Source organism: Streptomyces sp. WM6372 (genome assembly GCF_001279655.1).
Classification (GTDB): Bacteria; Actinomycetota; Actinomycetes; order Streptomycetales; family Streptomycetaceae; genus Streptomyces.
On record NZ_LGDB01000214.1, the window covers coordinates 13,383 to 38,646 of the forward strand.

Annotated in this window: 25 protein-coding genes; 12 read left to right on the forward strand and 13 right to left on the reverse strand. The window is 71.1% G+C overall.

Going from position 1 to position 25,264, the window contains the following annotated elements; genetic code table 11:
• Positions 1-81: 81 nt before the first annotated feature.
• The 3 genes from ADK52_RS29275 to ADK52_RS29285 all read right to left on the reverse strand — a co-directional run bounded on the left by ADK52_RS29275 (position 82) and on the right by ADK52_RS29285 (position 3,921).
• Entirely contained in the window at positions 82-2,013 is a 1,932-nt protein-coding gene (locus ADK52_RS29275) for a serine/threonine-protein kinase (protein WP_053692863.1), read from the reverse strand.
• Between the two features lie 256 nt (positions 2,014-2,269).
• Entirely contained in the window at positions 2,270-3,526 is a 1,257-nt protein-coding gene (locus ADK52_RS29280) for an MFS transporter (protein ID WP_053692864.1), read from the reverse strand.
• A 182-nt stretch (positions 3,527-3,708) separates the two neighbouring features.
• Positions 3,709-3,921, reverse strand: coding sequence for a hypothetical protein (locus ADK52_RS29285; RefSeq protein ID WP_147420079.1), 213 nt, complete (start codon positions 3,919-3,921; stop codon positions 3,709-3,711).
• A gap of 404 nt (positions 3,922-4,325) precedes the next feature.
• On the opposite strand from ADK52_RS29285, the gene ADK52_RS29290 reads away from it, so the two are divergent.
• The 4 genes from ADK52_RS29290 (at position 4,326) to ADK52_RS29305 (ending at position 6,606) form a co-directional block, all read left to right on the forward strand.
• On the forward strand, positions 4,326-4,979 hold the full coding sequence (locus tag ADK52_RS29290) for a hypothetical protein (RefSeq protein ID WP_053692866.1): 654 nt from the start codon (positions 4,326-4,328) through the stop codon (positions 4,977-4,979).
• Between the two features lie 87 nt (positions 4,980-5,066).
• Positions 5,067-5,687: a hypothetical protein gene (locus ADK52_RS29295; RefSeq protein ID WP_234344304.1), complete on the forward strand. Its 621-nt coding sequence runs from the start codon at positions 5,067-5,069 to the stop codon at positions 5,685-5,687.
• A gap of 98 nt (positions 5,688-5,785) precedes the next feature.
• Positions 5,786-6,118 carry a MazG-like family protein gene (locus ADK52_RS29300; RefSeq protein WP_053692867.1) on the forward strand — a complete coding sequence of 111 codons (333 nt, stop codon included), beginning with the start codon at positions 5,786-5,788 and terminating at the stop codon, positions 6,116-6,118.
• 2 nt (positions 6,119-6,120) lie between these two features.
• A complete protein-coding gene (locus ADK52_RS29305; protein ID WP_053692868.1) occupies positions 6,121-6,606 on the forward strand; it encodes an NUDIX hydrolase in 486 nt (161 codons plus the stop codon).
• A gap of 120 nt (positions 6,607-6,726) precedes the next feature.
• On the opposite strand, the gene ADK52_RS29310 is transcribed toward ADK52_RS29305, so the two are convergent.
• Together ADK52_RS29310 and ADK52_RS29315 are read right to left on the reverse strand one after the other, a co-directional pair.
• Positions 6,727-7,158, reverse strand: coding sequence for a VOC family protein (locus ADK52_RS29310; RefSeq protein WP_053692869.1), 432 nt, complete (start codon positions 7,156-7,158; stop codon positions 6,727-6,729).
• Positions 7,159-7,294: 136 nt separating this feature from the next.
• The gene (locus tag ADK52_RS29315; protein WP_053692870.1) at positions 7,295-9,364 is read right to left on the reverse strand and encodes a phosphocholine-specific phospholipase C; all 2,070 of its coding nucleotides are present in this window, start codon (positions 9,362-9,364) and stop codon (positions 7,295-7,297) included.
• A 436-nt stretch (positions 9,365-9,800) separates the two neighbouring features.
• Between ADK52_RS29315 and ADK52_RS29320 the strand changes: the two genes are divergently transcribed.
• From ADK52_RS29320 to ADK52_RS29330, 3 genes are all read left to right on the forward strand, one after another.
• Positions 9,801-10,481: a DNA alkylation repair protein gene (locus ADK52_RS29320; RefSeq protein ID WP_053692901.1), complete on the forward strand. Its 681-nt coding sequence runs from the start codon at positions 9,801-9,803 to the stop codon at positions 10,479-10,481.
• Between the two features lie 208 nt (positions 10,482-10,689).
• Positions 10,690-11,334 carry a GNAT family N-acetyltransferase gene (locus ADK52_RS29325; RefSeq protein WP_053692871.1) on the forward strand — a complete coding sequence of 215 codons (645 nt, stop codon included), beginning with the start codon at positions 10,690-10,692 and terminating at the stop codon, positions 11,332-11,334.
• A gap of 42 nt (positions 11,335-11,376) precedes the next feature.
• Positions 11,377-11,823 carry an ester cyclase gene (locus tag ADK52_RS29330; RefSeq protein WP_234344305.1) on the forward strand — a complete coding sequence of 149 codons (447 nt, stop codon included), beginning with the start codon at positions 11,377-11,379 and terminating at the stop codon, positions 11,821-11,823.
• Between the two features lie 417 nt (positions 11,824-12,240).
• Here the strand turns inward: ADK52_RS29330 and ADK52_RS29335 are convergent, their stop codons facing one another.
• Positions 12,241-13,119: a helix-turn-helix domain-containing protein gene (locus tag ADK52_RS29335; RefSeq protein WP_420714949.1), complete on the reverse strand. Its 879-nt coding sequence runs from the start codon at positions 13,117-13,119 to the stop codon at positions 12,241-12,243.
• A 95-nt stretch (positions 13,120-13,214) separates the two neighbouring features.
• Between ADK52_RS29335 and ADK52_RS29340 the strand changes: the two genes are divergently transcribed.
• Positions 13,215-13,964: a dienelactone hydrolase family protein gene (locus ADK52_RS29340; protein ID WP_053692873.1), complete on the forward strand. Its 750-nt coding sequence runs from the start codon at positions 13,215-13,217 to the stop codon at positions 13,962-13,964.
• Positions 13,965-13,996: 32 nt separating this feature from the next.
• Here ADK52_RS29340 and ADK52_RS29345 read toward each other — a convergent pair whose 3' ends face one another.
• The 4 genes from ADK52_RS29345 to ADK52_RS29365 all read right to left on the reverse strand — a co-directional run bounded on the left by ADK52_RS29345 (position 13,997) and on the right by ADK52_RS29365 (position 18,116).
• Positions 13,997-14,191: an antitoxin gene (locus ADK52_RS29345; protein ID WP_053692874.1), complete on the reverse strand. Its 195-nt coding sequence runs from the start codon at positions 14,189-14,191 to the stop codon at positions 13,997-13,999.
• Between the two features lie 86 nt (positions 14,192-14,277).
• Positions 14,278-15,375, reverse strand: coding sequence for a barstar family protein (locus ADK52_RS29350; RefSeq protein ID WP_053692875.1), 1,098 nt, complete (start codon positions 15,373-15,375; stop codon positions 14,278-14,280).
• A gap of 397 nt (positions 15,376-15,772) precedes the next feature.
• On the reverse strand, positions 15,773-16,195 hold the full coding sequence (locus ADK52_RS29360; protein WP_053692877.1) for a hypothetical protein: 423 nt from the start codon (positions 16,193-16,195) through the stop codon (positions 15,773-15,775).
• Positions 16,196-16,541: 346 nt separating this feature from the next.
• The gene (locus tag ADK52_RS29365) at positions 16,542-18,116 is read right to left on the reverse strand and encodes an AMP-binding protein (protein WP_053692878.1); all 1,575 of its coding nucleotides are present in this window, start codon (positions 18,114-18,116) and stop codon (positions 16,542-16,544) included.
• Between the two features lie 268 nt (positions 18,117-18,384).
• Between ADK52_RS29365 and ADK52_RS29370 the strand changes: the two genes are divergently transcribed.
• Positions 18,385-19,476: a hypothetical protein gene (locus tag ADK52_RS29370; protein WP_053692879.1), complete on the forward strand. Its 1,092-nt coding sequence runs from the start codon at positions 18,385-18,387 to the stop codon at positions 19,474-19,476.
• 58 nt (positions 19,477-19,534) lie between these two features.
• On the opposite strand, the gene ADK52_RS29375 is transcribed toward ADK52_RS29370, so the two are convergent.
• Both ADK52_RS29375 and ADK52_RS29380 read right to left on the reverse strand, forming a co-directional pair.
• Positions 19,535-19,771, reverse strand: coding sequence for a hypothetical protein (locus ADK52_RS29375; RefSeq protein WP_053692880.1), 237 nt, complete (start codon positions 19,769-19,771; stop codon positions 19,535-19,537).
• A gap of 111 nt (positions 19,772-19,882) precedes the next feature.
• A complete protein-coding gene (locus ADK52_RS29380) occupies positions 19,883-20,527 on the reverse strand; it encodes a TetR/AcrR family transcriptional regulator (protein ID WP_053692881.1) in 645 nt (214 codons plus the stop codon).
• 182 nt (positions 20,528-20,709) lie between these two features.
• Here ADK52_RS29380 and ADK52_RS29385 point away from each other — a divergent pair, with 182 nt between their 5' ends.
• Together ADK52_RS29385 and ADK52_RS29390 are read left to right on the forward strand one after the other, a co-directional pair.
• Complete coding sequence (locus ADK52_RS29385; protein ID WP_053692882.1) at positions 20,710-21,567, forward strand: alpha/beta fold hydrolase; 858 nt, start codon at positions 20,710-20,712, stop codon at positions 21,565-21,567.
• A gap of 160 nt (positions 21,568-21,727) precedes the next feature.
• A complete protein-coding gene (locus ADK52_RS29390; RefSeq protein ID WP_053692883.1) occupies positions 21,728-23,575 on the forward strand; it encodes a multicopper oxidase family protein in 1,848 nt (615 codons plus the stop codon).
• Positions 23,576-23,631: 56 nt separating this feature from the next.
• Here the strand turns inward: ADK52_RS29390 and ADK52_RS44640 are convergent, their stop codons facing one another.
• On the reverse strand, positions 23,632-24,162 hold the full coding sequence (locus tag ADK52_RS44640; RefSeq protein WP_063783966.1) for a WhiB family transcriptional regulator: 531 nt from the start codon (positions 24,160-24,162) through the stop codon (positions 23,632-23,634).
• A gap of 269 nt (positions 24,163-24,431) precedes the next feature.
• On the opposite strand from ADK52_RS44640, the gene ADK52_RS29400 reads away from it, so the two are divergent.
• Entirely contained in the window at positions 24,432-25,193 is a 762-nt protein-coding gene (locus tag ADK52_RS29400; protein WP_053692884.1) for a maleylpyruvate isomerase family mycothiol-dependent enzyme, read from the forward strand.
• The last annotated feature ends 71 nt before the right edge of the window (positions 25,194-25,264 follow it).

Consider the following 25,264-nt stretch of genomic DNA (forward strand, 5'->3'; position numbering starts at 1 on the left):
CATAAGGCATATGGCGACTACTGGGTTAAATGACAGAAGTGCACCATATGCCCATTTTGCCTACTTCCGCACCATTCCTCCTCAGCTCCTCTTCTTCGGCTCCTCGGCATTGCGCCAGACCGTGAGGTCGAGCGTGATGTAGTTGCTCGGGTCGTTCGCGCCCGACTTGCCCCGGTACGTCACCACCGCGATGTGGCCCGCGTCACTGAGCACGCAGATCTCCGACCCGTCCGTGAGCTGATCGAGGCCGATCTTCTCGGTGTAGCGGGTTTCGGCGCGGCAGGTCTCCAGCGAACCCTTCTGCGAGTTGTTCAGCACGACCAGCTTGCCGTTGTTGGTCCCGACCTTCGTGTCCCCGAAGAGGGTGTCGACGTAGAAGTAGATGTCGCCGTGGTTGTACAACACACCGGCGTTGCCGCCGGAGGCCGGGCGCGGCGGGTTGTCGGCCAGCATGAGCTGGTAGTTGGCCGTCAGATTGACGCCCTGGTACGAGGCGGGGGTGGGGTCGGCGCGCTTGCCGCCCTTGTCCTGCGAGCCGCCGCTCGGGGCTGCGCTGCTCGTACCTCCGCCGGTGGACGACGTGCCGCCCTTGGCCTTGTCGCCGGTGTTGTCCGGCAGCAGGGAGCCGAGGACCGCGAGGCCGATCACCGCTGCCACCGCGACCCCGGCGATGATCAGCCCCTTCGGCTTGCGCTGCGGGGCGGGGGGCGGGTAGCCGGGGTGGTGGGCGGGCGACGCGGTGTGGTGGCCCGGCACGTACCCGGGCGGCGGCGTCTGGTACCCCGGCTGGGTCGGGTAGCCGGGGGGAGGCGTCTGATAACCGGGGGGAGGCGTCGGGTAGCCCGACTGGGTCGGGTAGCCGGACTGGGCCGGGTAGCCCGACTGGGCCGGGTAGCCGGGCGGCGGAGTCTGATGGCCCGGCGGCACGCCCGGAGCGGCGGGGCCGGCCGGTGCGTGCGGCGGGGCGGCAGGGGCGCTCTGCGTCGGAGCGGCGGCCACGCCGAGACCGGCCGGCGCGGCCGGGGGCGCGCCCTGCGCCGGAGGCTGCGGGGAGACTTCGGTCGGCGTCGGGGCCGCGGCGGGCTGCGGCGGCGGGGTCTTCGCCGGTTCGGGCAGCTGGAGGCGCTCGGTGATGGAACCGGCGACCGCCCGGGGCAGCCAGTCCTCGCCCTGGCGGAGCGGGTCGGGGGAAAGCTCGTGGCACATCCGGATGACCTCGGCCAGGGCGGGCCGGTCCGCCGGGTCACGGCTGAGGCACCGCGTCACCAGGGGCCGCAACTCCTCCGGCAGCGCGCTGAGGTCGGGGTCCTCGTGCACGATGCGGTACAGCACGGCGTGCGAGGAGCCCTCGCCGTAGGCGGGCGCACCGATCGCCGCGTACGCCACGATCTGGCCGAGGGCGAAGATGTCGGTACCGGCGGTGACCGTACCGGCGGAGGCCTGCTCAGGAGCCATGAACGCGGGCGTGCCGACGCTGACTCCGCTGCCGGTCAGGGAAGTGGCGTCCGCCGCGCGGGCGATACCGAAGTCGATGACGCGGGGGCCGTCGGCGGCGAGGAGCACGTTCGCGGGCTTGAGGTCACGGTGGACGATGCCCGCGCCGTGGATGACGTGCAGCGCCTCGGCGACCCCGACGGCCAGCAGCAGCACACTGCGCAGGGGCAGCCGCCCGTACTGGGCCACGGCGTGCGCGAGGGAGGGGCCCGGTACGTAGGCCGTGGCCAGCCAGGGCTGGGTGCCCTCGGTGTCGAAGTCGATGACGGGCGCGGTGTAGAGGCCCTGCACCCGCTGCGCCGCCCGCACTTCCTGCTGGAAGCGCCGCCGGAACTCGGGGTCCTCGCTGAACTCGGGCCGGATCACCTTGAGGGCGATGGGGCGGCCGCCCGGCGTGTAGGAGAGGTACACCTTGCCCATGCCGCCGGCTCCCAGCACCGCGGTCAGGCGGTAACCGCCGACCGTGGCCGGGTCGTCGGGCCTGAGCGGCTGGAAAAGGTCGGTAGAAGGCGTACTCATGAAAAATCCATCCCCTGTCACGGCAGTTCAGCCCGCTGAAGCCCCGAAGCCAACCGAGAGGGTACCCAACTTCGTGGTCGTCCCCGTCGACGGCCACCGTATCCGTGCCCGGGTGAGCGTCCTCATCGGATCGTGTGGAAGTTCCGCACCGGTGTGTCCGCAGCGGCCAGGGCCATGGCGCGTGCGGGACGGCGGGCGCGCCGAGTTCGGCAGTGAGGGCGGGCAGGCGGGGCGCACGGGCAACGACGGAGCGGGATCAGGGGCCGGCCGGGGCCGTACGGGCAGAGGAAGACGCGGAGGAACTGCGCAGGTCTGCCGTCGTGGCGCCCACCACGGCCACGGCAGCGAGGCAGAGCAGGCCACCGCTGACGAGGGCCGCCGATCCTGACGAGGCGTCCGCCACGAGGCCGCCGCGCATGTTGCCGATGTCGGGCCCGGCTTGCCCGACGATCTGTTCCGCCGCACTGACGCGGCCGAGCAGCTCGTGAGGCGTGTGCGTCTGGACGACGGTGCTCCGCGAGACGACGGAAACGGTGTCGGCGGCGCCGGCCATGACGAGGAAGCCCAAACCGAGCCATCGGTTGGATGACGTGCCGAACAGCGTCAGCGCCAGGCCCCAGGTGGCGGAACCGCCGAGCATCACCAGGCCGGGGCGGGGGAACCGGGTGAAGCTTCCGGAGAAGAGCGACGCCGCGACGCCGCCGACGGCGATTGCCGTGAGGAACAGTCCGAGGGTGCGTGGGTCGCCGCCGAACCGTTCGGCGTTGACCAACGGAAACAGGCTGATGGGCATCGACAACACGGTGGCGGCCAGGTCGGTGAGCAGGGCCCCGCGAATGACGGGGGTGCGGCCCAAGAAGGCCAGGCCGTCCAGCACCCCCCGCAGGCCGGGTCGTGCGGGCTCGTCTGCGGGCTTCATCTGCGGCAAGCCGAAGGCGCCGTAGAACGCGGCGGCGAACGTCAAGGCATCGATCAGGTAGCAGGTGCCGACTCCCAGGCCGCCCACGATCAATCCGCCGAGCGCGGGACCGAGCAGCATGGCGCCCTGGAAGGCGATGCGTGTCAACGCCAGCCCTGCGGCCAGTTGGTGCTCGGGAAGGAGATGCGGGATGAAGGTGCGCGAGGCCGGGCCGCCGCCTGCGACGAAGCACGACTGGAGTGCGACGAGCCCCAGCACGCCGGCGGCGGGAAACTGCCCGAGGAAGCCCTGGAGCGCGAGGAGGAGCGAACACGCGGCTTGTCCGCTGGTCGTGAGCAGGTAGAACTTCCGGCGGTCCACCCGGTCGACGAGCGATCCGGCGAACAGTCCGAGCACGATGAGCGGAACCGCCTGAGCCAGCCCGACGGCACCCGTCCAGGTGGCGCTCTCCGTCATCCGCCAGACCTGGTACATGACGGCGACGAGCGTCATCTGGCTGCCGAAACCGGAGAGGGTCTGGCCGATCCACAACCGCCGGAACGGTGGTGACGACCGTAACGGAGCCACGTCGATCAGCGTGCGCTTCAGCCCCATTCGGGATCCTCCGTCAGCTTCTCGGCGGTCCGGTTGCCGAAGACCTTCCGGCTGAACGCCGAAAGGGTACCAACGAGGTTCCTGTGCCGATGGGTTGAGACTGCGAACACCTCCTCATCGGCACGGGAGCCTCGTGCGTCATGGAATCCGCCGCCCGCCCCTCTCCCGGTCGTCCAGGAGGTCTAGTACTGCCGGGGCGGGCAGAGGGCATCGCCCCACGCCGTGGTGACGGGACAGTCCTTGTCGGGGTCGAGCCACCCGGGAGCCTCCCCGCCTGCGCTGACGCGCTGCCCGGCGAAGTCCCCGTCCGAGGCGGCGGATGCGGCAAGGCCGCCGCCTCCGATGCCCGCGGCCAGTACAAGGGCCACCAGTGCCCGCGTCGTGTTTCCCCGCATGTGCGTCAACTCCCACTGTCGTTCGGCGACGGTCGGTTCGCCGGTCTCGTGCACCCGCCGCATCTCTCGGCTGCGCTCACCACTGTGCCGAACCGGCGCCGTCCACGGCAGTCCCGAGGGGGTTCATCTGTGTGCCATGCACTTTTAGGAGGGGTTCCATGGGCAATTCGCCACGTGACGGTGGAGCACCGGACATACCCGGACCAGTCGCGCCGCTCCGGGGGACGCGTGAGCGCGTTCGGATCCGTGTGCCGCCACCGAGCCGCCACCGAGCCGCCGCCCCGCCCCTCGGCCTCACCGCGCTCACCCGATCGGCGGTACGGAGCGGTGGGGGCCGCCGTGGGGGATGCGAGGCTGGGAGGAGGCCCCCAGCCGAGGCCGGATCGGACGAGGAGGCCTTGCCGGTGCCTGACCTGGATTCCCTGGTGTCGTTCGCGCCGTTCTTCGTGCCCGTGATCACCGGCTTGGTGGGCGGGATCAGCCTCGTCCTGAGGGACCGCCGCGAGGCGCGGAGCGCCGACCACCACTACCGCAGGAGGCTGGAGAAGGCGGCGATGGAGGTCCAGTTCATCACCGGCTGGATCGAGGCCAAGAAGCTGGCGCCGACCGGGGCCCCCGACCCGGAGCCGGGCCACTGGCTCGACGAGTGCTACGCATCGGTGCGCAGCTTCGAGGCCGCGGCGCGCCGCCAGCGCGGAGGGCCGGGGAGGCTGCGGCGTCTGCTCCTGCTGCGCCCGCTGCACGGCGGCCCTGCGCAGGCCGTGCGGATCCTCTACTGGCTGGCCGTCCTCGCGTGCAACGCGGCCCTCGCATGGTGGGTGAGCATGATCGTCGACGGTCCTCCCGCCTTCTTCGGGACGGATGCGGAGTCCCAGTCCGATGAGGTCGACTCGGTGCTGGGGGTGGCGGGCTGCTTCCTGCTGGTGGCGGTCGTGCTGTGGGCGTGGACGGTCCATCTGGACGCGTCGGAGCCGAAGGAGGGCCATCACTCGCGGATCGACCCGACCGCTTGGACGGCGCGGGAGGAAGCGCGCAAGCGCGCAGCGGACGGGCGGTGAGCCGGTACGGAACCGGGCGGCCTCCGCCTCCACCCCCGGGCTTGAGAGGATCGTCCGGCTCACCACGACCTGCCCGGAGGCCAAGACGTGACGACCAGGACCAGGACCAGGACCAGGACCACGGTCATACCGCCCGACGGGTCCCGGGCCGCGCGTCTGATCACCGATGGGCTCGACCCGAAGACGTGGATCATCGCCGACACCCTCCTGATCGGCTGGTACACCGGCCGCCTCACCGGGATCGGATGGGGTCTCCTCGGCTGCCTGTTCGCCGCCGTCATACCCCTGGCCTTCATCAAGTACGGCATGCGCCGCGGCCGCTGGACCGACCGGCACGTCGGCCAGAGGCCGCAGCGCATCATCGTGCTGGCCTTCGTCGCCTTCTCGGTCACCACCGGGATCACGCTGCTCTGGGCCTTCAGCGCCCCCCGGACCATGATTGCGCTGATCTCGGCCATGCTGGCCACCCTCGTGGCCCTCCTCGCCGTGACCCCCGCCTGGAAGATCAGCGTGCATGCGGCCGTCTCCTCCGGAAGCATCGCCCTGCTGGCCATGACGTACGGGCCCCGGGTGCTCCTCGCGTACCCCCTGGTCGCCCTCGTCGGCTGGTCCCGGGTGGAGCTCGAGGACCACACCGTTGCCCAGGTCCTCGCGGGCGCCGCGGTGGGCGGGGCCGTCGCCGCCAGTACGTTCGCACTGGTCCGGTAGTCGGCCGCGGGCGCCCCGGTGGACGGGAGCATCCCGAACGGCATCCCGTTCGTTCACAGGACGGAGAACGGACAACAGCCGGACGAAGGGGAACCACCGTGGAGAAGAACGCCTGGGCCGTCACCGGGGAGCTCGCCGCCTTCTTCGACGAGGCCGCCGCGCACGTCCCCGCCGAACAGCGCCGGGTACTCCAAGTACTCAAGATCGGGGAGGAGTTCGGGGAGGCCGCCCAGGCCGTCATCGGCGCCACCGGAACCAACCCCCGCAAGGGCTTGTCCCACTCGTGGCGGGATGTGGAGGCGGAGGTGTGCGACGTACTGGTGACGGCGATGGTCGCGCTGCACCGGCTCGGCGTCGCGGACCCGGCCTCGATGTTCAGCGCGCACCTGGAGAAGACCGCCGCCCGGACCCTGGCCGCCCGGGAGGCCTGAGCATGTGGATCCCCCGAGAAGAGTGGATCAAGACCCTCCCCCGGACGGTCGTGGCTTCCTGCGTCCTGATGCTGGACCCTGACGGCCGGGTCCTCCTCCTCCGCTACGGCCCCGGCCAGCCCGTCGCGGGCCGGTGGTGGCTCCCGGGCGGAATGCTGGACCACGGCGAAGACCCATGGGCGGCGGCACGGCGGGAGATGAGCGAGGAGACCGGGGTCGACCTGGACGGCGTACCGCGGCTGATCGGCACGGACCACCGCGTCGACGTGGAGAACACCGGCCCCGTGATCGACTACTTCTTCCACGGCGGCGTCCACACCGGCGACCGGCCCATCCGGCTGAGCCCCGAGCACGACCGCCACGCCTTCAAGCACCTCGACGAGCTGCGGGACACGCCGCTGGTCGCCCGCCTCCAGACGCTGACTTCCCTCTACGCCGCCGCCCGTTCCGGCTCTGCCGTCTACCTGCGCGAGGGGAGCCCGTTGTGACCGGGATCCGGATCAGGGCCGCGGCTCGCCGACCGGCGGGCGGCGGCGGCCTCCGGGGCCGGGTCCGGGTCCGGGTCCGGGTCCGGGCCGCCACGGTCGTGGGGACGGTGGGGCCGTGCGCTACCCGTCGAAGTCGGGCAGGACCAGGGAGCCGTCCTCGGCCAGGGTGAAGCCGGGGTTGTGGGCGACCTCCCAGGCATGCCCGTCGGGGTCGGTGAAGACCCCCGAGTAGAAGCCGATCGCGTTGACGGCGGCGGGGCGGGTGACGGTGCCGCCGGCCGTGGCGGCGGCTTCGAGGACCGTGTCCACTTCGGCGTCCGCACGCACGTTGTGGGCCAGCGCGATACCGCCGAACCCGGCCCGAGGGGCATCGGGAAGACCGCAGTCCGCGGCGAGTTTCCCGCGGTCCCACAGCACCAGGGCCAGGCCGCCCGCCTGGTGGAAGACCGTTTCCTCGACCTCGGTGCCGCGCCATCCGAGCGCCGCGTAGAAGGCCTTGGCGCGGGCGAGGTCCGCGACGCCCAGGGTGACGAGGCTGATCCGCTGTTCCATCGCGCCACCGTAGCGGGCCTGGCCGGGGCCGCGCCCGGAGGCGTGCCGCGAGCGGCCCGCTCCGCGGAGGGTTCCGCGGAGCGGGGCTCGGGTCAGGAGGGGCGGCCCCTCGGGAGCCGCCCCTCAGGAGCGGCCGTCAGGAGCCCTGCTCCGTCAGGATGCCCGGGTCCGAGAGGCCGGCCGCGCCGGTCTCGACCTTGCCGGCGAAGCGGCGGCCGAAGTCGGGGGCTTCGGACGCGGTGACCGTCACGTCGTACCAGCGTCGCGTGCTCCGCAGGGGAACGCTGTACGTGACCGTGGCGCCCTTGGCGACCGTGAGGCGCTTCGGGCCGCCGCCGTAGGCGTTGGTGACCGTGAGCGTCGCGGTCGACGCCCCGGCGTTGGTGAGGGTGAGGTCCAGGTTCCCCGTGGCGGCGTTGTGGCGGGCGGTGACCTCGGGGCCGGGGGTGGTGCCGGGGTTGCGGAAGCCGCGCAGGAAGCCGTTGGGGCCGTGGACGGTCAGGTCGGTGACGCCCGCCGAGTAGCGGGTGTTCCAGGTGTCCGAGATCGACTTGCCGGCCTCGGTGGTGTACGTCCAGGGGGCGTCGGTCCGGTTGGCGGACGTGATGTAGAACTGCGCGCCCAGGTCCGCGCCGCCGCTGAACGTCAGCCGGAACTTGCCCTCGCCGGTGAGTGCGGCGCCGTCCACGTACGGGTCGTACTTCAGCGGACGGGTGTTGCGCAGCCCCTTCTCCTGGCGCGGCATGCTCCCCACGGCCGGCGGGGTGGCCAGGAAGTTGGGGTGGCGCTCGCGGTCCTGCGGCTCCCACAGGCCCGTGTCGGGCAACTGGACCGTGTTGGTGTCCGTGCGCGCGAAGTCGAAGGCGGAGGTCAGGTCACCGCAGACGGCGCGGCGCCAGGGCGAGATGTTGGGCTCCTGCACACCGAAGCGCTTCTCCATGAAGCGGATGACCGAGGTGTGGTCGAAGGTCTCCGAGCAGGAGTAGCCGCCGGTGCTCCACGGCGAGACGACGAGCATCGGCACGCGCGGGCCCAGACCGTACGGACCGGCGACGTAGCCGGCCTTGCCGGGGAAGACGTCCAGCGTGGTGGAGACGGTCGACAGGCCCTGGTTGGCGTCGGCGGGGGCGTACGGCGGGACGACGTGGTCGAAGAAGCCGTCGTTCTCGTCGTACGTGATGAACAGCGCGGTACGGGCCCACACGTCGGGGTTGGACGTCAGCGCGTCCAGCACCTGCGCGATGTACCAGGCGCCGAAGTTGGCCGGCCAGTTGGAGTGCTCGCTGAACGCCTCGGGCGCGGCGATCCAGGAGACCTGGGGCAGGGTGCCGGCGGTGACGTCGGCGCGCAGCTTGTCGAAGTAGCCCTCGCCGGTCCGGGCGTCGGTGCCGGTGCGGGCCTTTTCGTACAGCGGGTTGCCGGGCTGGGCGCCCCGGTAGTTGTTGAAGTAGAGGAGCGAGTTGTCGCCGTAGTTGCCGCGGAACGCGTCGTTGATCCAGCCCCAGGAACCGGCGGCGTCGAGCCCGTTGCCGATGTCCTGGTAGATCTTCCAGGAGACGCCGGCCGCCTCCAGGCGCTCGGGGTAGGTGGTCCAGCCGTAGCCGGCCTCGGCGTTGTTGAGGACCGGGCCGCCGCCCTTGCCGTCGTTGCCGGTGTGGCCCGACCAGAGGTAGTAGCGGTTCGGGTCGGTCGAGCCGATGAACGAGCAGTGGTAGGCGTCGCAGATGGTGAACGCGTCGGCGAGGACGTAGTGGAACGGGATGTCCTCGCGCGTCAGGTGGGCCATGGTGGCCGGCGTCTTGGCGGGCACCCAGTTGTCGTACTTGCCCTTGTTGAAGGCGCTCTGGCCGCCCGCCCAGTCGTGGTTGAGCCCCTGGAGGTACTCCATGCCGAGGTCGTCGGACGGCGGCCGGAAGGGCAGGGTCTCCTTGCCCGCGTTGTCCGTCTGGTGCCAGACGGACTTGCCGCTGGGCAGGGTGACCGGGCGCGGGTCCCCGAAACCGCGGATGCCGCGGAGCGCACCGAAGTAGTGGTCAAAGGAACGATTCTCCTGCATCAGGACCACGATGTGCTCGACGTCGGCGATCGTCCCCGTCGTCCCCTGCGCGGGGATGGCGGCGGCGCGCGCGATGCTCTCGTTGAGCAGGGTCAGGGCGGCGGCGCCCCCGGTGAGCTGGAGGAAGCGGCGACGGTTCAGTTCTGCCATGGCGAGAGTGACCTCTGCTTTTGATCGAGGAGTGCTGGAGCGCCCCCAGAACAGCGTGCCGGGGCTACTGGAGAGGGAGCCTGACGTGACGGTGGCGGATACGCCAGACGAACGGCAGTCGGATTCCGCAGGAGTTCGGCCATTTCCCGTGGGCGATGCGTGTGGCTCCGCCGCAGTCGTGCGGAGCGAGGAGTGCACGTGGCGCGTGCGCCGGGCAGCCGGGCAGCCGGGCCGAGGGCAGGGCCTGATCGGACCGGACCGGACCGGCGTCGTCCACCACGGCCGAGGTCACCCACCGCCCCCGCGGACCGCCACGCACGCCGAGGCGCAGTCGAAGGACGCAGCCACATGGCGGACGGATCAAGTCCGATTCCCGGCCGGCTTCCGTCATAGGCTGGATCTCGCCCGCGACGGACAGGAGGCCGAGATGGTCGGGATGGCCGAGACGAAGGTGGCCGAGGTGATGGCCGAGCTGGCCGCGCTCGAAGACCCGAAGACACGCGCGGTGAACGAGAGGCACGGCGACGACCACGGCGTGAACCTCGGCAAGTTGCGCGCCATCGCGAAGCGGCTGAAGACGCAGCAGGAGCTCGCGCGCCGGCTCTGGGAGACGGGCGACACCGCGGCGAGACTGCTGGCCATCCTGATCTGCCGCCCGAAGGCCTTCGAGCGTGACGAGTTGGACGTCATGCTGCGCGCGGCGCGCACGCCCAAGGTGCACGACTGGCTCGTGAACTACGTGGTGAAGAAGAGCCCGCACGCGGAGGAGCTACGGCTGGCCTGGTCCGCCGATCCGGATCCGGTGGTCGTGAGCGCCGGCTGGGCGCTGACCACCGAACGCGTGGCGAAGAGGCCCGCGGGCCTCGACCTCGCAGGACTGCTCGACGTCATCGAGGCGGAGATGAAGGACGCCCCGGATCGCCTGCAATGGGCGATGAACCACTGCCTGGCACAGATCGGGATCGATCACGCGGAGCACCGCGCCCGTGCGATCGCCATCGGTGAGCGCCTGGAGGTGCTCAAGGACCACCCGACTCCCCCGGGTTGCACGTCTCCGTTCGCGCCCGTCTGGATCTCCGGGATGGTGCGACGACAGCAGGACAAGACGGAGGCGTAGACGGCGGGGGTTCGTCGCCTCGGGCGCGGGGACGGTCGAGCGGCCGACCCTCCCTCGTGGCACGCCCACGGCTGCCCGCGGGCGACGCTCGCCTGCGATCGAATCACGCCAACGACGACCTATACTTAGGACAGCCTAACCTAATGAGCTCGCGGGCCGGTGTGGTCATCGTCGGCCGGCCCCGCCGTCACGAAGGAACCGAGCCCGCATGAGACCCGAGTCCACCGTCCTCGCCACCCCGCGCGCCGACGTCCACACCGAGACCATCGAAGACTTCGGCACCGTCCGCTTCACGCCCGTCGATCCCGCGACGGACTCCGCCGTTCTGCACGCCTGGGTCGTCGAGGAACGCGCCGAATTCTGGGGCATGAACGGCGCCGGCCGGGAGCTGGTCCAAGAGATCTACGAGGACGTGGACCGCCGGGACACCCATCACGCGTACATGGTCCGGCTGGACGACGAGCCCGTGGCGCTCTTCCAGACCTACCAGCCGGAGGAGGACCGGGTCAGCGAGTGCTACGAGGTGCGGGAGGGCGACATCGGCGTCCACCTCATGCTGGCGCCGATCACCGGCCGACCCCGCCCCGGCTTCAGCCGTATCCTCATCGGCTCGCTCATCCGCTTCGTCTTCCGCAACCCGGCCGTCCTGCGCACGGTGGGCGAGCCCGACGCGCGCAACGAGAAGGCCATCGCCCTGCTGGGCCGTATCGGCTTCGTCCGCCAGGGCGAGATCACCCTGCCCGAGATCGACTTGCCGGAGATCCACCTACCGGAGAAGCGGGCCGTGCTCGCGTTCCTCGACCGTCCCGAAGAGCTCGCCGCCGTGCAGGACGGCCCGCTGCAGCCCTCGTAGGCCGACCGGACTCCGGGTACCGCCGTCGTCGCCCGTTTGACCTTGACGCGACGGTACGGTTTCTACTGCACGACCCCGGAGAAGAACCTGGCCTTGATGCGTACCGCCTACGAGACGCTGCAGAGCGGCGATCTCGACGCGAGCGCCACGATGCTGACGGAGGACTTCATCGCCAACGTGCCCGGCATGCCGGACCCCCTGTACGGGCGGGAGGTCTGGAAGCTGGGAGCCCGGGCCATGCTCAAGGGCTTTCCCGACCTGCGGATCCAGGTCGAGGACATGTTCGGCGTCGATGACAAGGTCGCGGTGCGCGTCCGCTTCCGCGGTACGCACCAGGGCACCTTCCAAGGGATCCGGGCGACGCAACGGCCCGTGGACTTCCGCAGCATCGAGCTCTACCGGCTGGAAGGCGACAAGATCGCCGAGGAGTGGGTCGCCCCCGACATGATGAGCCTCATGCAGCAGCTGTCGGCCGGATCCGGCCACTGAGCACGAAGTACAGGACGTTGCCGACACCCCCGTGGCCGACGACGTCCGAGCGGCCTGGACGGCACCTTGATCGTGTCCTGGCATCCCGCCGGGTCCCGACCCGACCTGCCCGCCGGCGTCAGCGGCGGTCGGATCCACCACCCTCCCGACGCCTGCGGCGGTTGCGGCCGAGAGCCCCCGCCAAACCGATCAAACCGCCTGAGAGCGCTCCGGCCACGAGGATGCGCAGCAGGTCTTCCATCGAGTACTCCTCCTCCGGGCCAGGTTCACCGTTGCCCGGTCCGCCCTCGGCCGCCGGTCGAAGATCTCTTCTTCCCGGGGCAGAGGCGTCCCCCGTGCTCGGGTGCCTGATCAACCACGAACGGAGACACTATCGACGCGCACACGGCCTGGCTTGGACGAATTTGACCTCGCCCCTCACAGGGCGAGCGCTCCCTCCGCCACACGGGCGGCGGCCACCCGGCCGGGGGTGGTATCGGCCAGGGCGCGGAACTCGCGGTTGAGGTGGGCCTGGTCGTAGAAGCCACAGGCCGCGGTCACTTCGGTCAGATTCGCGCCCTCGCGGGTGAGCAGCCCCGCGGCCCGGTGGAAGCGCAGCACGCGGGCGGACATCTTGGGCGTCAGGCCCACCTGTTCGGTGAACCGGCGGACCAAGTGGCCCTGGCTCCAGCCCACTTCGGCCGCGATGCGGCCGACCGGAATGTCCCCGCCGGCGCGGGACAGGAGGCGCCAGGCGTGGCTCACCTCGGGCGCGGGATCCGGTCCGCGCTCGATCCGTGCCGACAACGCGATGTCCAGCAGGTCGAACCGGGCTCCCCAGTCCGTGGTGGCCGCCAGTTGCTCCGCCAGCACTCCGGCCTCGGGTCCGAGGACGTCGCACAGCCCGACCACCCTGTTGGTCAACTCGCTCATCGGCACGGCGAACAGCCGGTAGGCGCCCAGCGGGGTCAACTCGAGCCGGATCGCCTCCTGGCCACCGGGGTGGTCACACACCCGGGGGCCGTCCTCCAGGCCCGCGACCAGCGAGCCGGTCACCTGGCCGTGCGCGCTCTGTTCGTCTCCCACGTCCGCCAGTCGGCGTACCTGGGTGAACGGCTCCCCCAGATTGATCACCACGACCGCTCGACCCGTGGGGACCAGTCGCACCCGATAGGGCACGGCCGCCGCCTCCCAGTAGCCGGCGTAACTGTGCACGAAGGGGCGCAAGTAGTCGGGCCACGGGCGGGTCACCCGCCACCGAGCGCCCACCTGGGTCATCTCGACCGCCCGACCGGCCGTGCCTGTGCTTCCGCCCACCCGCATGTCCCTGCCCCTCCCACGGCGACGAGTTGCTGGCCGTGGCGCCGCGCCCGGTGATCTACTGGCATCGATCCGAGGAAGGAAGATCCACAATGCCCACCAAGACGTTACAGATTCCCACTGCGGACGGCCAGGCCGACGCTTTCGCCGCCTTCCCCGACGGTGGCGGGCGGCACCCGGGGGTGCTGCTGTACATGGACGCCTTCGGCGTGCGGCCCGTACTGGAGGAGATGGCCCGCGAACTGGCCGGGCACGGCTACTACGTACTCGTCCCCAACGTCTACTACCGGCACGGACCGATTCCGGTCGTCGAACTTCCCGAGCACATCACGGCGGAGATCCGGCCGGCGCTCTTCCGCCAGTTGATGCCCTTGATCGAGGCGCACACCACCGAACGCGCCCTGCGCGACGCCGACGCCTACCTCAGGTTCCTCACCGCCCAGCCCGAGGTCAGCACCGGGCCCGTCGCGGCGATCGGCTACTGCATGGGCGCCGTGCTCGCGATGCGCACGGCAACCGCCCACCCCGGCCGCGTGGCCGCCGTCGCCGGATTCCACCCCGCCCCCTTGGTCAAGGACGCGCCCGACAGCCCGCACCGCCTCGTCGCCAAGCTCACCGCCGAAGTCCACCTCGGGCTGGCCGAGACCGACATGACACCTGAGGAGATCAGCGAGCTGAGCCAGGCCCTGGACGCCGCGGGCGTCGATTACGCCTGCGAGATCTACCCCGGCACCGTCCACGGCTTCACGATGTCCGACACCAGCGCCTTCGCCCCCTCGGCACTGCAACGCCACTGGGCACGTCTGCTCCCCCTCCTGGACCGGACGCTGAGCGGCAGCTGAGGTTCCGGATCGGGAGGGGGAGCACGGCCGGCCTAAGGCTGCGGGGGGCCGTCCTGGGGCTTGTCGCTCCTCAGCTGCTCGTTGATCTTCTGCTGGGCCATGTCGACCTGACTCTGGTACTTGTTGCCGGTTTTCGCGTCCACTGCGTCGCCGGCCTTCTCAACCCCTTGTCGGGCTGTGTCCTCATGGCCCTTGAGCAGGCCCTTGAGCTTGTCAAGCATCGACATCACGGCCTCCTTGGAGATGCTGGCGCATCCAGCATCCCGACATCCGACGAGATCCGCATCCCGAGCCCGGTCCGGCCGTCCGGGGGTCACGCGAGCGTGACCCCCAGTCGGCCCTCGGCCAGGACGTCGAGGGCCTCGGTGAACAGGTCGTACGGTTCACCGTCCGGCGTCAGGACCCGGGACAGGTGCTCGCGGGCGGTCGCGGCGTTCCGCCAGAGGAGGGTGGCGGGGGCGGTGCGGCCGAAGGTACCGCCGAGGCAGTCGTCGAGGGCGTCCAGACTGCCGCCGAAGTAGCCGCCCGGCCCGTTCACCGTCTCGCCGAGTGCCAGGTAGAGGCCCGGGACGTCGGTGACGTGCCGGCCGTCGAGCTCGTACGGATGCCCCGGCGGCCGGTCCTCGTGGGCGCGGAGGGACGCCCTCCCCCGGACGTGGTCCAGCCAGGCCCAACGCTGCCGGGTGTCGAGTGCGGCCCAGGCGCCGGGCGTCTGCGGCGGCCCGGCGAGCCAGTGCTCCCAGAGCGGCCGTGCCTGTTCCGGGAGGGGCGTGGAGAGTTTGCCTTCCAGTTCCAGGTCGATCAGATCCGCGCCGCGGGGGGACGGGCGCCAGGCGCCGACCGTGACCCACAGGATCAGTTCGGCAAACGGTTCGCCCCGGTCGTCCCGTACCTTCAAGACGGCTTCCCCCAGGTCCAGCGACCGCCGGGTGGCCGTCAGCAGGGCCCGCCGCAGTGCGTCACCCGGGGCGAGTCCGCGCAGGACGAGCGGGGGTTCCTCCCGTTCGGGCGCATGGACGCGGGTGAACTCACGGGCTGCGCCCAGCCACCGGTGCTCGTCGTGCAGCCGGACCCGACCGCCGTGTCCCTCGGGCGGACCGTCGTAGTCGTCCAGCGCCGTGAGGACGAGCGATGGTGTCCCCGCGCGCCGTTCGACGCGCTCGGCGTCCCCAAGGAGCCAGGGATCCAGCTTCCCGTCCTCCGGAACGCACCACACCCTGTGGCCGATCCAGCCTCGTACGTCGGCTCCTTCCGGAACCCATGCGAACAGTTCGTACGTCCCGCGGCGGCCCGCCCCGAACAGACCCCCGACCTCGGCGCAGGTTCCCCAGTCGTGGCCGTGCTCCGTATCGCTCAGCGTGTACCGCGCGCTCCCGCGACGCTCCTCGTTCTCCTGCACGGTGGAAATCATGCCCGAGTCCCGAGCCCTGCCCGTGCCCGGCGGCCGCGCGGCGCCTCAGGCTCGTCGGCACACGGGGAAGGCCCCGCCACGTCACCTCGGGCGGGGCCCTGGAAGAACTCCGTCGCCGACGTGGCGTCCTCGCCGAAGACGCCCCCGGGCTTCCCCTCCATCATCTGCAGGCCGGTCCAGAACCCCGGCAGGCACTGGGCCTCCTTCACCGTGTTCCCGGTGCTGCCGGCCCGGACGGTGGGCGGAGGGTTCCTGTCGTCGAAGCCGCAGGCCGGCCCCTGGACATCCGGCCCGTCGGCTGCCGTGGCGATGCCTGTCGTGAGAGTCGTCGCGCCGGCCACGAGGGAGGCGACGAGCGCGGCCGTGGCCGCTCCCTTCCCCGCGGCACCCACAGGTCCTACGCGGTCGGCTCGCAGCTGCGGTCGCCGAGGCCGCCCAGTGCCAGGCGGCCCTCGGAGCTCGTGCCGTCGTGGCTCAGCCGAAGCCCGACGGCGCCCTTCGTGTAGTCCTTGAACCACACGGCATACAGCGTGCGAGCGCCTCCGGTGGCCGTGCCGACCCGGCGGACCTCCAGGGGCTTGCCGCCACAGCTCGCGGAGGTCACCTCCTGGTGGTCGGCGGCGAAGAGTTGCACCAAGCCGTCGGTGAAGAGCGTTGCGACGGGGCTGATTCCCGTCGGCGTCGGCGTCCCGACCGGCGGATCCAGCGGGTCAGTGGTGCAGGCCCGCTCGACGGCCCCGCCGACGGAGGCCCAGCAGAGCCGCTGATCGGCGGTCTCCCAGGCGTAGGCGGCGCCGGTCGGCCACGCCTCGACCAGCATCAGGCCCTGGGCACCGGGGGCGTCGGCGCCTCCGGCCTCCGCTGCCCGGAGCGTGTTCCGGGTCCGTTCGATGACCGCCGTCAGATCAGGTGCCGAAGGTGACGGGGACGGGGAAGAGGACGGGGACGGGGACTGCGAGACGGCGATCGGGGGCCGGGGCTTCGAAGCCGCGGAACTCCCCTGCCCTCCCGAGCACCCCGTCACGGCCGTGATCAGCAGTACCGCCGCCCCGGAGGCAGCGCGAAGTCCGTGCCGCATGAGTGTTCCCCCCTGTACGTGCCTCGGAGTCGAGGCGCGTGGAAGGCAAGTAGAGCAGACGGCGGGCGCCTTGGGCGTCCCAAGATCGTCACGGCCGCGCCCCGGCCCCGTCCGGTCCGGCAGCCCGCTCCCGCAGCAACCGTTTGTCCGGCTTGCCCCGGTCGGTCAGTGGAAGGGCCTCTTCCCAGAAGACGGTGGTCGGCCGGTGGGCCGGAGCCAGCACCTCGGCCACCAGCCGGCACGCCTCGGCCGCCGCCGCACGCGTGGGAGGGTGCCCCGGCGCGGACACGAGGAAGGCACACACCTCCTCACCGGTGCGCTCGCAGGCCCTGCCCACCACCGCGGCCTCGGCCACCGCGGGGTGGCGGGTCAGGGCCGCCTCGACCGGACCGCAGTAGATGTTCACCCCGTCCACGATCACCACGTCCTTCGCGCGGTCGTCGAGGTAGAGGTACCCGTCGTCGTCGAAGTGGCCGAGGTCCCCGGTCCTGAGCCACCCGCCCCGCATCACCTCGGCCGTCAGGTCGGGCTGGTTCCAGTAACCGGCCATCACCATCGCGGAGCGCACCCACACCTCCCCGGTACGTCCCCGCTCCGACTCCGCCCCGTCCTGATCGCGCACCTGTACGTCCACTCCGGGCGCGGGGCGGCCGACGGACGCCAGGAGGTGCGGCCGGTCGGTCACCCCCGCGTCGTGATCGGCCGCCGACAGCCGGCAGATCACGCCGGCTTCGTTCATCCCGTAGCCCTGCCGCCACCTCGGCCGCGCTCCCCAGCGCGTCAGCGCCTGCCGCAACCGCTCCGGATGGACGGGGGAGTTGCCGTACGACACCTGGACCAGACCCGGTACGCCGCCGGCGGTCGCGGGGTCGTCCAGCAGCCGGTACACCATCGGGGGCGTCAGGTACGTGGACACGGGCGCCAGGCGCCGGCAGGCGGCGGCGAACTCCCCCGTGCTGAAGGGGGCGAGGATCTCCACGCGGCCTCCCTCACGCAGGTGCTCCAGGCACCGCCCCCCGGAACGCTGCGCGAGCGAGGTGACCGACAGGTAGACCGACTCACGAGGCCCGCCGCCCTTGCTGCCCTCGCCTCGCTCACCGCCCGTGCCTCCCTTGCCTCCCGCGCCCGCCTTCCCCCGCGTATCGGTCCGGCCCGCCATCGCGGCGAACGTGGAGGCCACCCCCTTCGGCCTGCCCGTCGTACCGCCGGTGTACGTCACACGCGCCACGTCGTCCTCGCGTGCCTGCACGGGCACCGGCCCGCCCTCCCGGGTGCGGGCCAGCCGCATCAGCTCCGCCAGCCCGATGCACGCAACCCCCGTGTCCGGCACCGGGGTGTCGTTCACCACCAGAGCCGGTGCGCAGTCGCGCAGCATGAAGTCCAGGCCGTGGGTGGCCGGGCCGACGACCACCTGGGTCAGCCGCGCGCCCAGCACGTGCGCGGCCAGCCGCACCAGCAGCACCTCGGTCCGGTTGCCGTCCGTGACGCAGGCCAGACCGGCCCCGCGCCGCACTCCCAGCTCCCCCAGGACCTCGGCCAGCCGGTACGTATCGGCGAGGACCTCGGAAAACCCCATGACGACGGGCCCGGCCCCGATCGCGGGCCGCCCCGCGTTCCGCTCGAACGCGCCGATCAGGTCCGCGACATACCGCGCGCCGCCCATCGCTCCACCGCCTCCACGCCCCTGCCGCATCCGGCGTCCCCCATCCGACGTCTGATGTCCGACGTCTGATGTCCGACGTCCCCGTCAGTCTCCCGCCCGGCCGTGGCCCTTGTCCCCGACTCACCGCACGGCGCACGGCGCGCGGCGCGTCCAGGGCCGTGCGCGCGGCCGTTCGGGGTGCGGGGTGGGCGAGTCGCCCGGTTTCCGCCGGTCCCGTGGGATCGGCTGGGTGCCTGGTCCGTCACGGGCGCGAAGGGAGCGGAGCTTGGTGCGGGTGCTGATGGGCGTGCTCGGGGCCGCCCTCGTGCTGTCGGGCTTCTCCTCCGTCGTGAGCAACCTCGTCGTCCCGCGGCCGAGCCGGTCCCGGTTCACCCGGTTCGTGCACGACGCCGTCCGCCGGCCCTTCCAGCTCGCCGCCGACGCCCGCTCCACTCCCGAGGGCAAGGACCGGACGCTGGCACCGATGGCGCCGCTGACCCTGGTGGCCGTACTGATCGGCTGGCTCCTGCTGTTCCTGCTCGGTTACGGCCTCCTGGAGGCAGCCGTGAGCGGTCTGCCCCTGCGCAAGGCGCTGGTCGAGGCCGGTTCCTCGCTGCTCACGCTCGGGTTCGCCAGCAGCAGCCGCGAGAGCCTGAACGCCATCGACTTCTGCGCGGCGGCCACCGGCCCCGTGACCATCGGCCTGCAGGTCGGATACCTGCCGGCCCTCTACGGGGCGTACCAGAGCCGGGAGATCGAGGTGACCCTGCTGGAGGCGCGGGCCGGCGTCCCGCCCTGGGGGCCGGAGATCCTGGCCCGCTATGCGCAGGCGGAGCTGCTGGACGGGCTCGACGAGCTGTTCCGCAACTGGGAGCGGTGGAGCGCCGCGGTGAGCGAGAGCCACACCACCTACCCGATCCTCATCCAATTCCGCTCGCCCAAGCCGAACCGGAACTGGCTCGTGGCCCTGGTGGCGGTGATGGACGCCGCGGCGCTGCGGCTGGCCTTCAACCCCTCCCAGCCGCAGTACGCCGTACGGATGGCCCTGCGCGCGGGCTTCGTGTGCCTGCGCGACCTCGCCGACATCCGCGGCGTGCGCTACAACCACGACCCGCATCCGGACGACCCGCTGCTGCTCACGTACGAGGACTTCCTCCAAGGCGTGGCGCGGATGTCCCAGCAGGGGTACCGCATGGAGCGCACTCCGGAGCAGGCCTGGCCGCACTTCCGCGGCTGGCGGGTCAACTACGAGGCCATCGCGCACCGGCTGGCCCGGGACATCGACGCCGTCCCCGCTCCCTGGTCCGGCACCCGGCGCACCGGTGGGCCGGTCCGCACTCCGGTCACCCCCACCGACCGCCGGCCGCCCGCCGACAGCTGACCGGGCGCGGCGGCGGGTCCCGGCCGTGGTCCTCCAGCCCCCCTTGAGCGGATGCCTTCTAGTGCGGGGTCCAGTTGAATTTGCCGCCCCCGACCCACCGGACCTCGTCCAGGTCGTCGAGGTCGTGGATCGGGATCCCCGCCTCCGCGGCCACCAGCAGCACGTCCGTCATCGACGTCGCCCTGCCGACGAACTCTCCGTCGACCTCCACGATGCGAAAGGGCGGGCTGCCGGGCTGGACGCCGAGTACGGTGATCCGCGCCGGGGAGAGGTGAGGTGTCGATCCTTCGGTCATGCGGAAACGGTTCCATGCCGGGAGCCGTGGCGGACGCGGCGACACGTTCAGAGGGGCCGAACGGCTTCCCGTACGGCCGCCGTGGCACCGGCCGCCACCGACGCGAAGGCTCTACTCGTCTCCGGCCGGAGACGGAGCCGGAGCCGCGGCCGCGGCCGCGCGGACCGCCGCCCCCGTCAGCGTCCTCGCCGTACGGGTGGCGCTGGCGATGGCCGCGTCGGGGGCGAGCCCGCAGAGGTCGGTGAGGCTGAACAGGGCCTCCGCGCTGACGACCACGGCGAGGTCACGCTTGAGCTGGGCGAATGCCTCCGGGTCCGCCACCCCCCAGGTGTCCTGGAGGGGAAGGAGCGCCTCGTCGATGAGGCCGAAGCGGATGCCGGGCCTCCCGGACGCCGCCTCCGGGCGGGTGATGGTGGCGGCGATCATCGCGCGCACCGCCCCCTGGCGGGCCAGGACCCCGCGCAGCAGGAACTCGCAGGCGAAGGCGACGCGTTCGACGGGGTCCCGGGAGCCCTCGACCGGTCGGAGCGCATCGGCGGGTGCGGGCCAGACGCCGGCCAGTGCCTCGCCGATCAGTGACGGGAGGTCGGGGAAGTACCGGTAGGCGGTGGCGTCGGAGACCAGTGCCGCGCGGGCGATCGCGGGCATGGTCACTTCGCCGCCGGTGGCGATGAGGTCGCGGGCGGCCTCGACGATCGCCGTACGGGTGCGCTTCTTCTGGTTGCTGCGCCCGGAGTCCGTCTCTGCCATCGCCATTCGTACGTCCCGTCCTCGTTCCTTGAGTACCCGCGCCCGCCCCTTGCCCTGCCGGCTTGCCGTCGCCCGTTCGCCTTCACTTTACCATCAGCGGCTCTCGTTATGAGAGTGCACTTGCATAACGAGAGCCTCCCTCCTAGTCTCATGAGAGCGAACTCTCGCGAAATCACCGGAGGACACGTATGACCGCCACCAACCACACCCTCTCCCTCCCCTGCGGCGCCGTGGACCTCACCGTCGACGTCGCCGACGGCGAACGGGACGGCCGAAGCCGCCCGTTCCTCCTCCTGCACGGCGGCGGCGGTCCGCAGACGGTCGCCCCGTTCGCCGGACTGCTCGCCGAACAGCGCCCGGCCAGGGTCTTCACCCCGCTCCACCCCGGATTCGGCGGCACCGTCCGGCCCGAGTGGCTGGCCGACGTCCCCACGCTCGCCCGCGTCTACGCGCAGTTGCTCGACGAGCTCGGCCTCACGGACGTCACCGTCGTCGGCAACTCCATAGGCGGCTGGATCGCCGCCGAACTGGCTCTGCTCGGCAGCGACCGCATCAGCAGCGTGATCCTCGTCAACGCCGTCGGCATCGACGTCCCCGGACATCCCGTCGCCGACGCCTTCTCCCTCACCCCCGCCGAACTGTCGCGGCTCGCCTTCCACGATCCCGCGAAGTTCGCCGTCGACGTCGCCGCACTTCCCGAGGCCGCCCGTACGGCCATGGCCGCCCATCGCGCCGCGCTGGAGGTCTACTCCGGGCCGCACGCCATGGCCGACCCCACCCTCCGCGAACGTCTCGCCGAAGTCGCGCACCCCACGCTCGTCGCCTGGGGCGAGAGCGATCAGGTCGTGGACGGCGCGTACGGGCGCGCGTACGCGGCGGCGATCCCCCGGGCCCGGTTCACCCTCCTCCACGGCACCGGGCACATGCCCCAGATCGAGACCCCCGAGCAGCTCCTCCCCGTGGTCTGGGACTTCGCCCACACCCACGCCCACGCCCACACCCACACCCACACCCACACCCACACCGCCAACCGGCCGAACCACTGATCCCGGCGTCTGCCGAATTTCCGTCAAATCGCCTCAATGAGTGGCTTTCCCGGGCCGGACCGGCGTGCTCAGGCCACACCCCGTACCCGCTCTGTATCCCTTGAACGTCACGTGAGGCGAGGGAAAGCTGGGGACGATGGTCGGGCGAAGGAAATTCCTGATGGCCGGTGCCATGGGGGGTGCGGTCACATTTTCGCGGGGCGTTCTGGGAACACCGGCCCGCGCATCGGACGGTCACGGTCATGGGTCCGCAGGGGCCGTGGTACCGAAAACCCCGCCCCTGACGAAGTACGTCGACCCGCTGCCCACGCCGCTGACGGCCGTCCCGGATCCGTCCGTCTATCCGGGCGCCGACTACTACGAGATCACGATGCGCCAGGGCTCGTGGCGCTTCCACCGGGATCTCGGGCCGGCGACCGTGTGGGGCTACTGGGCCGCGAACCCGCACGATCCCCGCAAGCCCATCGGCATGGGATATCTCGGGCCGACCATCAGCGTGAACAAGGACCACCCGACGGTCGTCAAGTACCGCAACAAGCTGCCGACAACTCACCTCTTCCAGTTCGTGATCGACGGCATTCGCAACGGGAACCCCCAGCTCACCCCGATCCCGCCGCCTCCCTACAAGCCCCACATGCCTTTCCCCTCGAACGTCAACGTGTGGAACGTGGTGCACCAGCACGGCGGTTTCACGGCGCCGCAGTCCGACGGCATGCCGCTGCATTCGTTCAGCCCCGACGGTATCCACGCCGAGGCGTACACCACCCTGGACCCGAAGCGGGTCAAGCCCAACGAGGCGATCTGCGCCTACACCAACCACGAAAATTCGAGCATGCTGTGGTACCACGACCACGGCATGGGGATGACCAGCGTCAACGTCTACGCGGGGCTTGCCGGTCTCTACCTCGTCCGCGACCCGGCGGACGAGCGGTTCGGGCTGCCGCAAGGCGCATGCGAAGTACCCCTCATCCTCCAGGACCGGACCTTCAACCCGGACGGTTCGCTCGCCTACACCATGACCCTCCAGCAGGGCGAGGACACCCCGGTCGTCAACGGGAAGGCGTATCCCTACCTGGCCGTGGAGCCGCGACGCTACCGGCTGCGCATTCTCAACGCGTCGAACGAGCGTTTCTGGCGGCTGAACTTCACCGTCCCCGTGGACGTGCTGCCCCAGCCCACACTGCCGTTCTGGCTGATCGGCACCGACGGCGGCTTCCGCGCGCCACTGCGGATGCTGAACTTCCTGATCGGGCCGGCCGAGCGGTACGACCTGATCGTCGACTTCGGCAAGGTGCCCATGGGTACGGACGTCACGTTGACGAACTACAACGCGCCGGTCCACTTCCCGGGCGGCGACGGACCGGAAATCTCGGGAATCATGCGGTTCAAGGTGAACAAGCCCTTGTCGGGGGGCGGGGACAGGACGACCCCGCCCAAGGAACTCGAACTACCGGCGGTCGAACCCATCAGGCCGAAACCGCACACGCGCCGGCGGGAATGGGTGCTGTACCAGCACCAGCTCTTCGGCACCATGACGTTCAACGCGGTTCCCTTCATGGAACCGTCGCAGGACTTCGTCAAGGCGGGCTCGACCGAGATCTGGGAGTACATCAATCCCCACCACGACGCCCACCCGATGCACGTCCACCTCGTCAACTTCCAGGTGCTGAACAGGCAGCCGATCGACGCGGCCGGATACCAGGAGCAGTACGAGAAGTGGATTGACGGCGGCCGCAAGCCCGAGGACAGGCCGGCGCTGGCGAACTACCTCACCGGACCGCCGATTCCGCCGGACCCGGACGAGGCACAGTCCAACAAGGACACGGTCAAGTCCTATCCGGAGACGGTGACCAGGATCATCATCCGGGAGTTCGACCCACCGACGGACACGATCGCGTCGATTCCGGGAAGCGGCACCGAATTCCCCGCGGAGTACGTCCACCACTGCCACATCCTCGAACACGAGGACGACGACCTGATGCGCCCCTGGACGATCGTCCGGGACTGACCCGATGGATGGGGCGGCGCCCGCCGCCGGCGCGATCTGCGCCGGCCGGGCGCCTATCAGCCCCTGCCCTTGGGGCAGTGCCGCTCCATGAAGGCCAAAAACGCCTGGGCCCTCGCCGCCATCCCGCGCGCCGTCTGTACTTGACTTGATGTCAGTTCCAAGGCGGCGCAGATGCGTTCGGCGTTCCATCCCATGCGGAACAGGCTGTACACCACGGCGGGACGCAGGGCCTGAACCACTTCCGGCTCCTCCCCCGACACCACGGCCCGGGCCAGTTCCGTCCCCTGTTCCATGCGCGCCAGCTGCACCCTCATCCGGCGGCGCTCAAGCGGCGTGGTGCCGCCCCAGATGCCGTCGCTCTCGTCCGAACGGACGGCTATCGCCAGGCACTCCTCACGGACGGGGCAGCCGGCGCACAACTCCTTGGCCGCCGTTATCTGTGGTTCGCTCAACGGCACGCCGTACGCCGGGAAGAACAGGGCCGGATCGGCGTTCCGGCAGGCCGGTGCGGACAGCCCGGGCAAGACCGGCGGGGCGCTCGCCTCGATCGCGCTCCGACCGCGCTGGACGACAACCGGACGTATCACAGTGAATCCCCTATCGGTTCGATCGCGCGAGGGAAGCTCCCTACAGAGGAAACGTCGGATATCCGGCAGGAGTTCAGAGCACTCGCGTTCGTGGCCGACGGCGCCGGCTCCGCTACTGAGCGTCGATGGTGACTCGGGTCCGGCGGGGCCGGAAATTGACATCCGCCGGGCGCGCGAATTACCTTCACCATTACTTAAGCATCTCAATCATCTACATCCTTAAGCATCCTTTTCCGCCCGGGCAGCAGCATCAGACGAAGGACCCCCACATGAACCCCGCCCAGCACGGAGCGGCCGTCGCCGCCGAGGCCGCCGCATTCGTCGCCACGGTCAAGGCGGCGGACCTCTCCACCCCGGTGCCGACCTGCCCCGGCTGGACCCTCGCGGACCTCACCCAGCACGTCGGCAGCGTGCACCGCTGGTTCACCGAGCTGCTCCGGCGGCGCGTCCAGCAGCCACCGACCAGCCGCGAGGTGGACCTGCGCCTGCCGCAGGACCGCGACGGCCTCCCCGACTGGCTGGCCGCGAGCGCCGCGGAGTCCGCCGAGATGTTCGCCGCCACGGACCTCGACGCGCCGATGTGGGCCTGGGGAGTCGACCAGCACGCCCGGTTCTGGGTCCGGCGCATGCTGTTCGAGACCCTCGTCCACCGGGCCGACGCGGAACTCGCGCTCGGGACCGCACCGCACGTCGACCGCGCACTGGCGGTCGACGGCATCGACGAGTTCCTCACCAACCTGCCGTTCGCGTCCCCCTTCGCACCGCTGACCGCCCAGCTCCGCGCCCCTGACCGGACCGTTCGCTTCACCTGCACGGACGGCGACGGCGACTGGCTGGTCGGCCTCTGCCCGGACGGCTTCGCGCTCGTCGACGACCAGGCCGTGGCCCGTACGGCGGACGCCACCGTACGGGGAGCGGCCGCGGACCTGCTCCTGCTCCTCTACGGCCGCCTGGACCGCCAGAGCGACGCCTTCCGCCTGCTCGGAGACCAGGAGCTGCTCACCCACTGGTTCACCCACTCGGCCTTCTAGCAGCCGTCGGTGCGATGACCACGGCCGGTGAACTCGACGACCAGGGAGGGCCGTTACATTGGGCGTGGTCG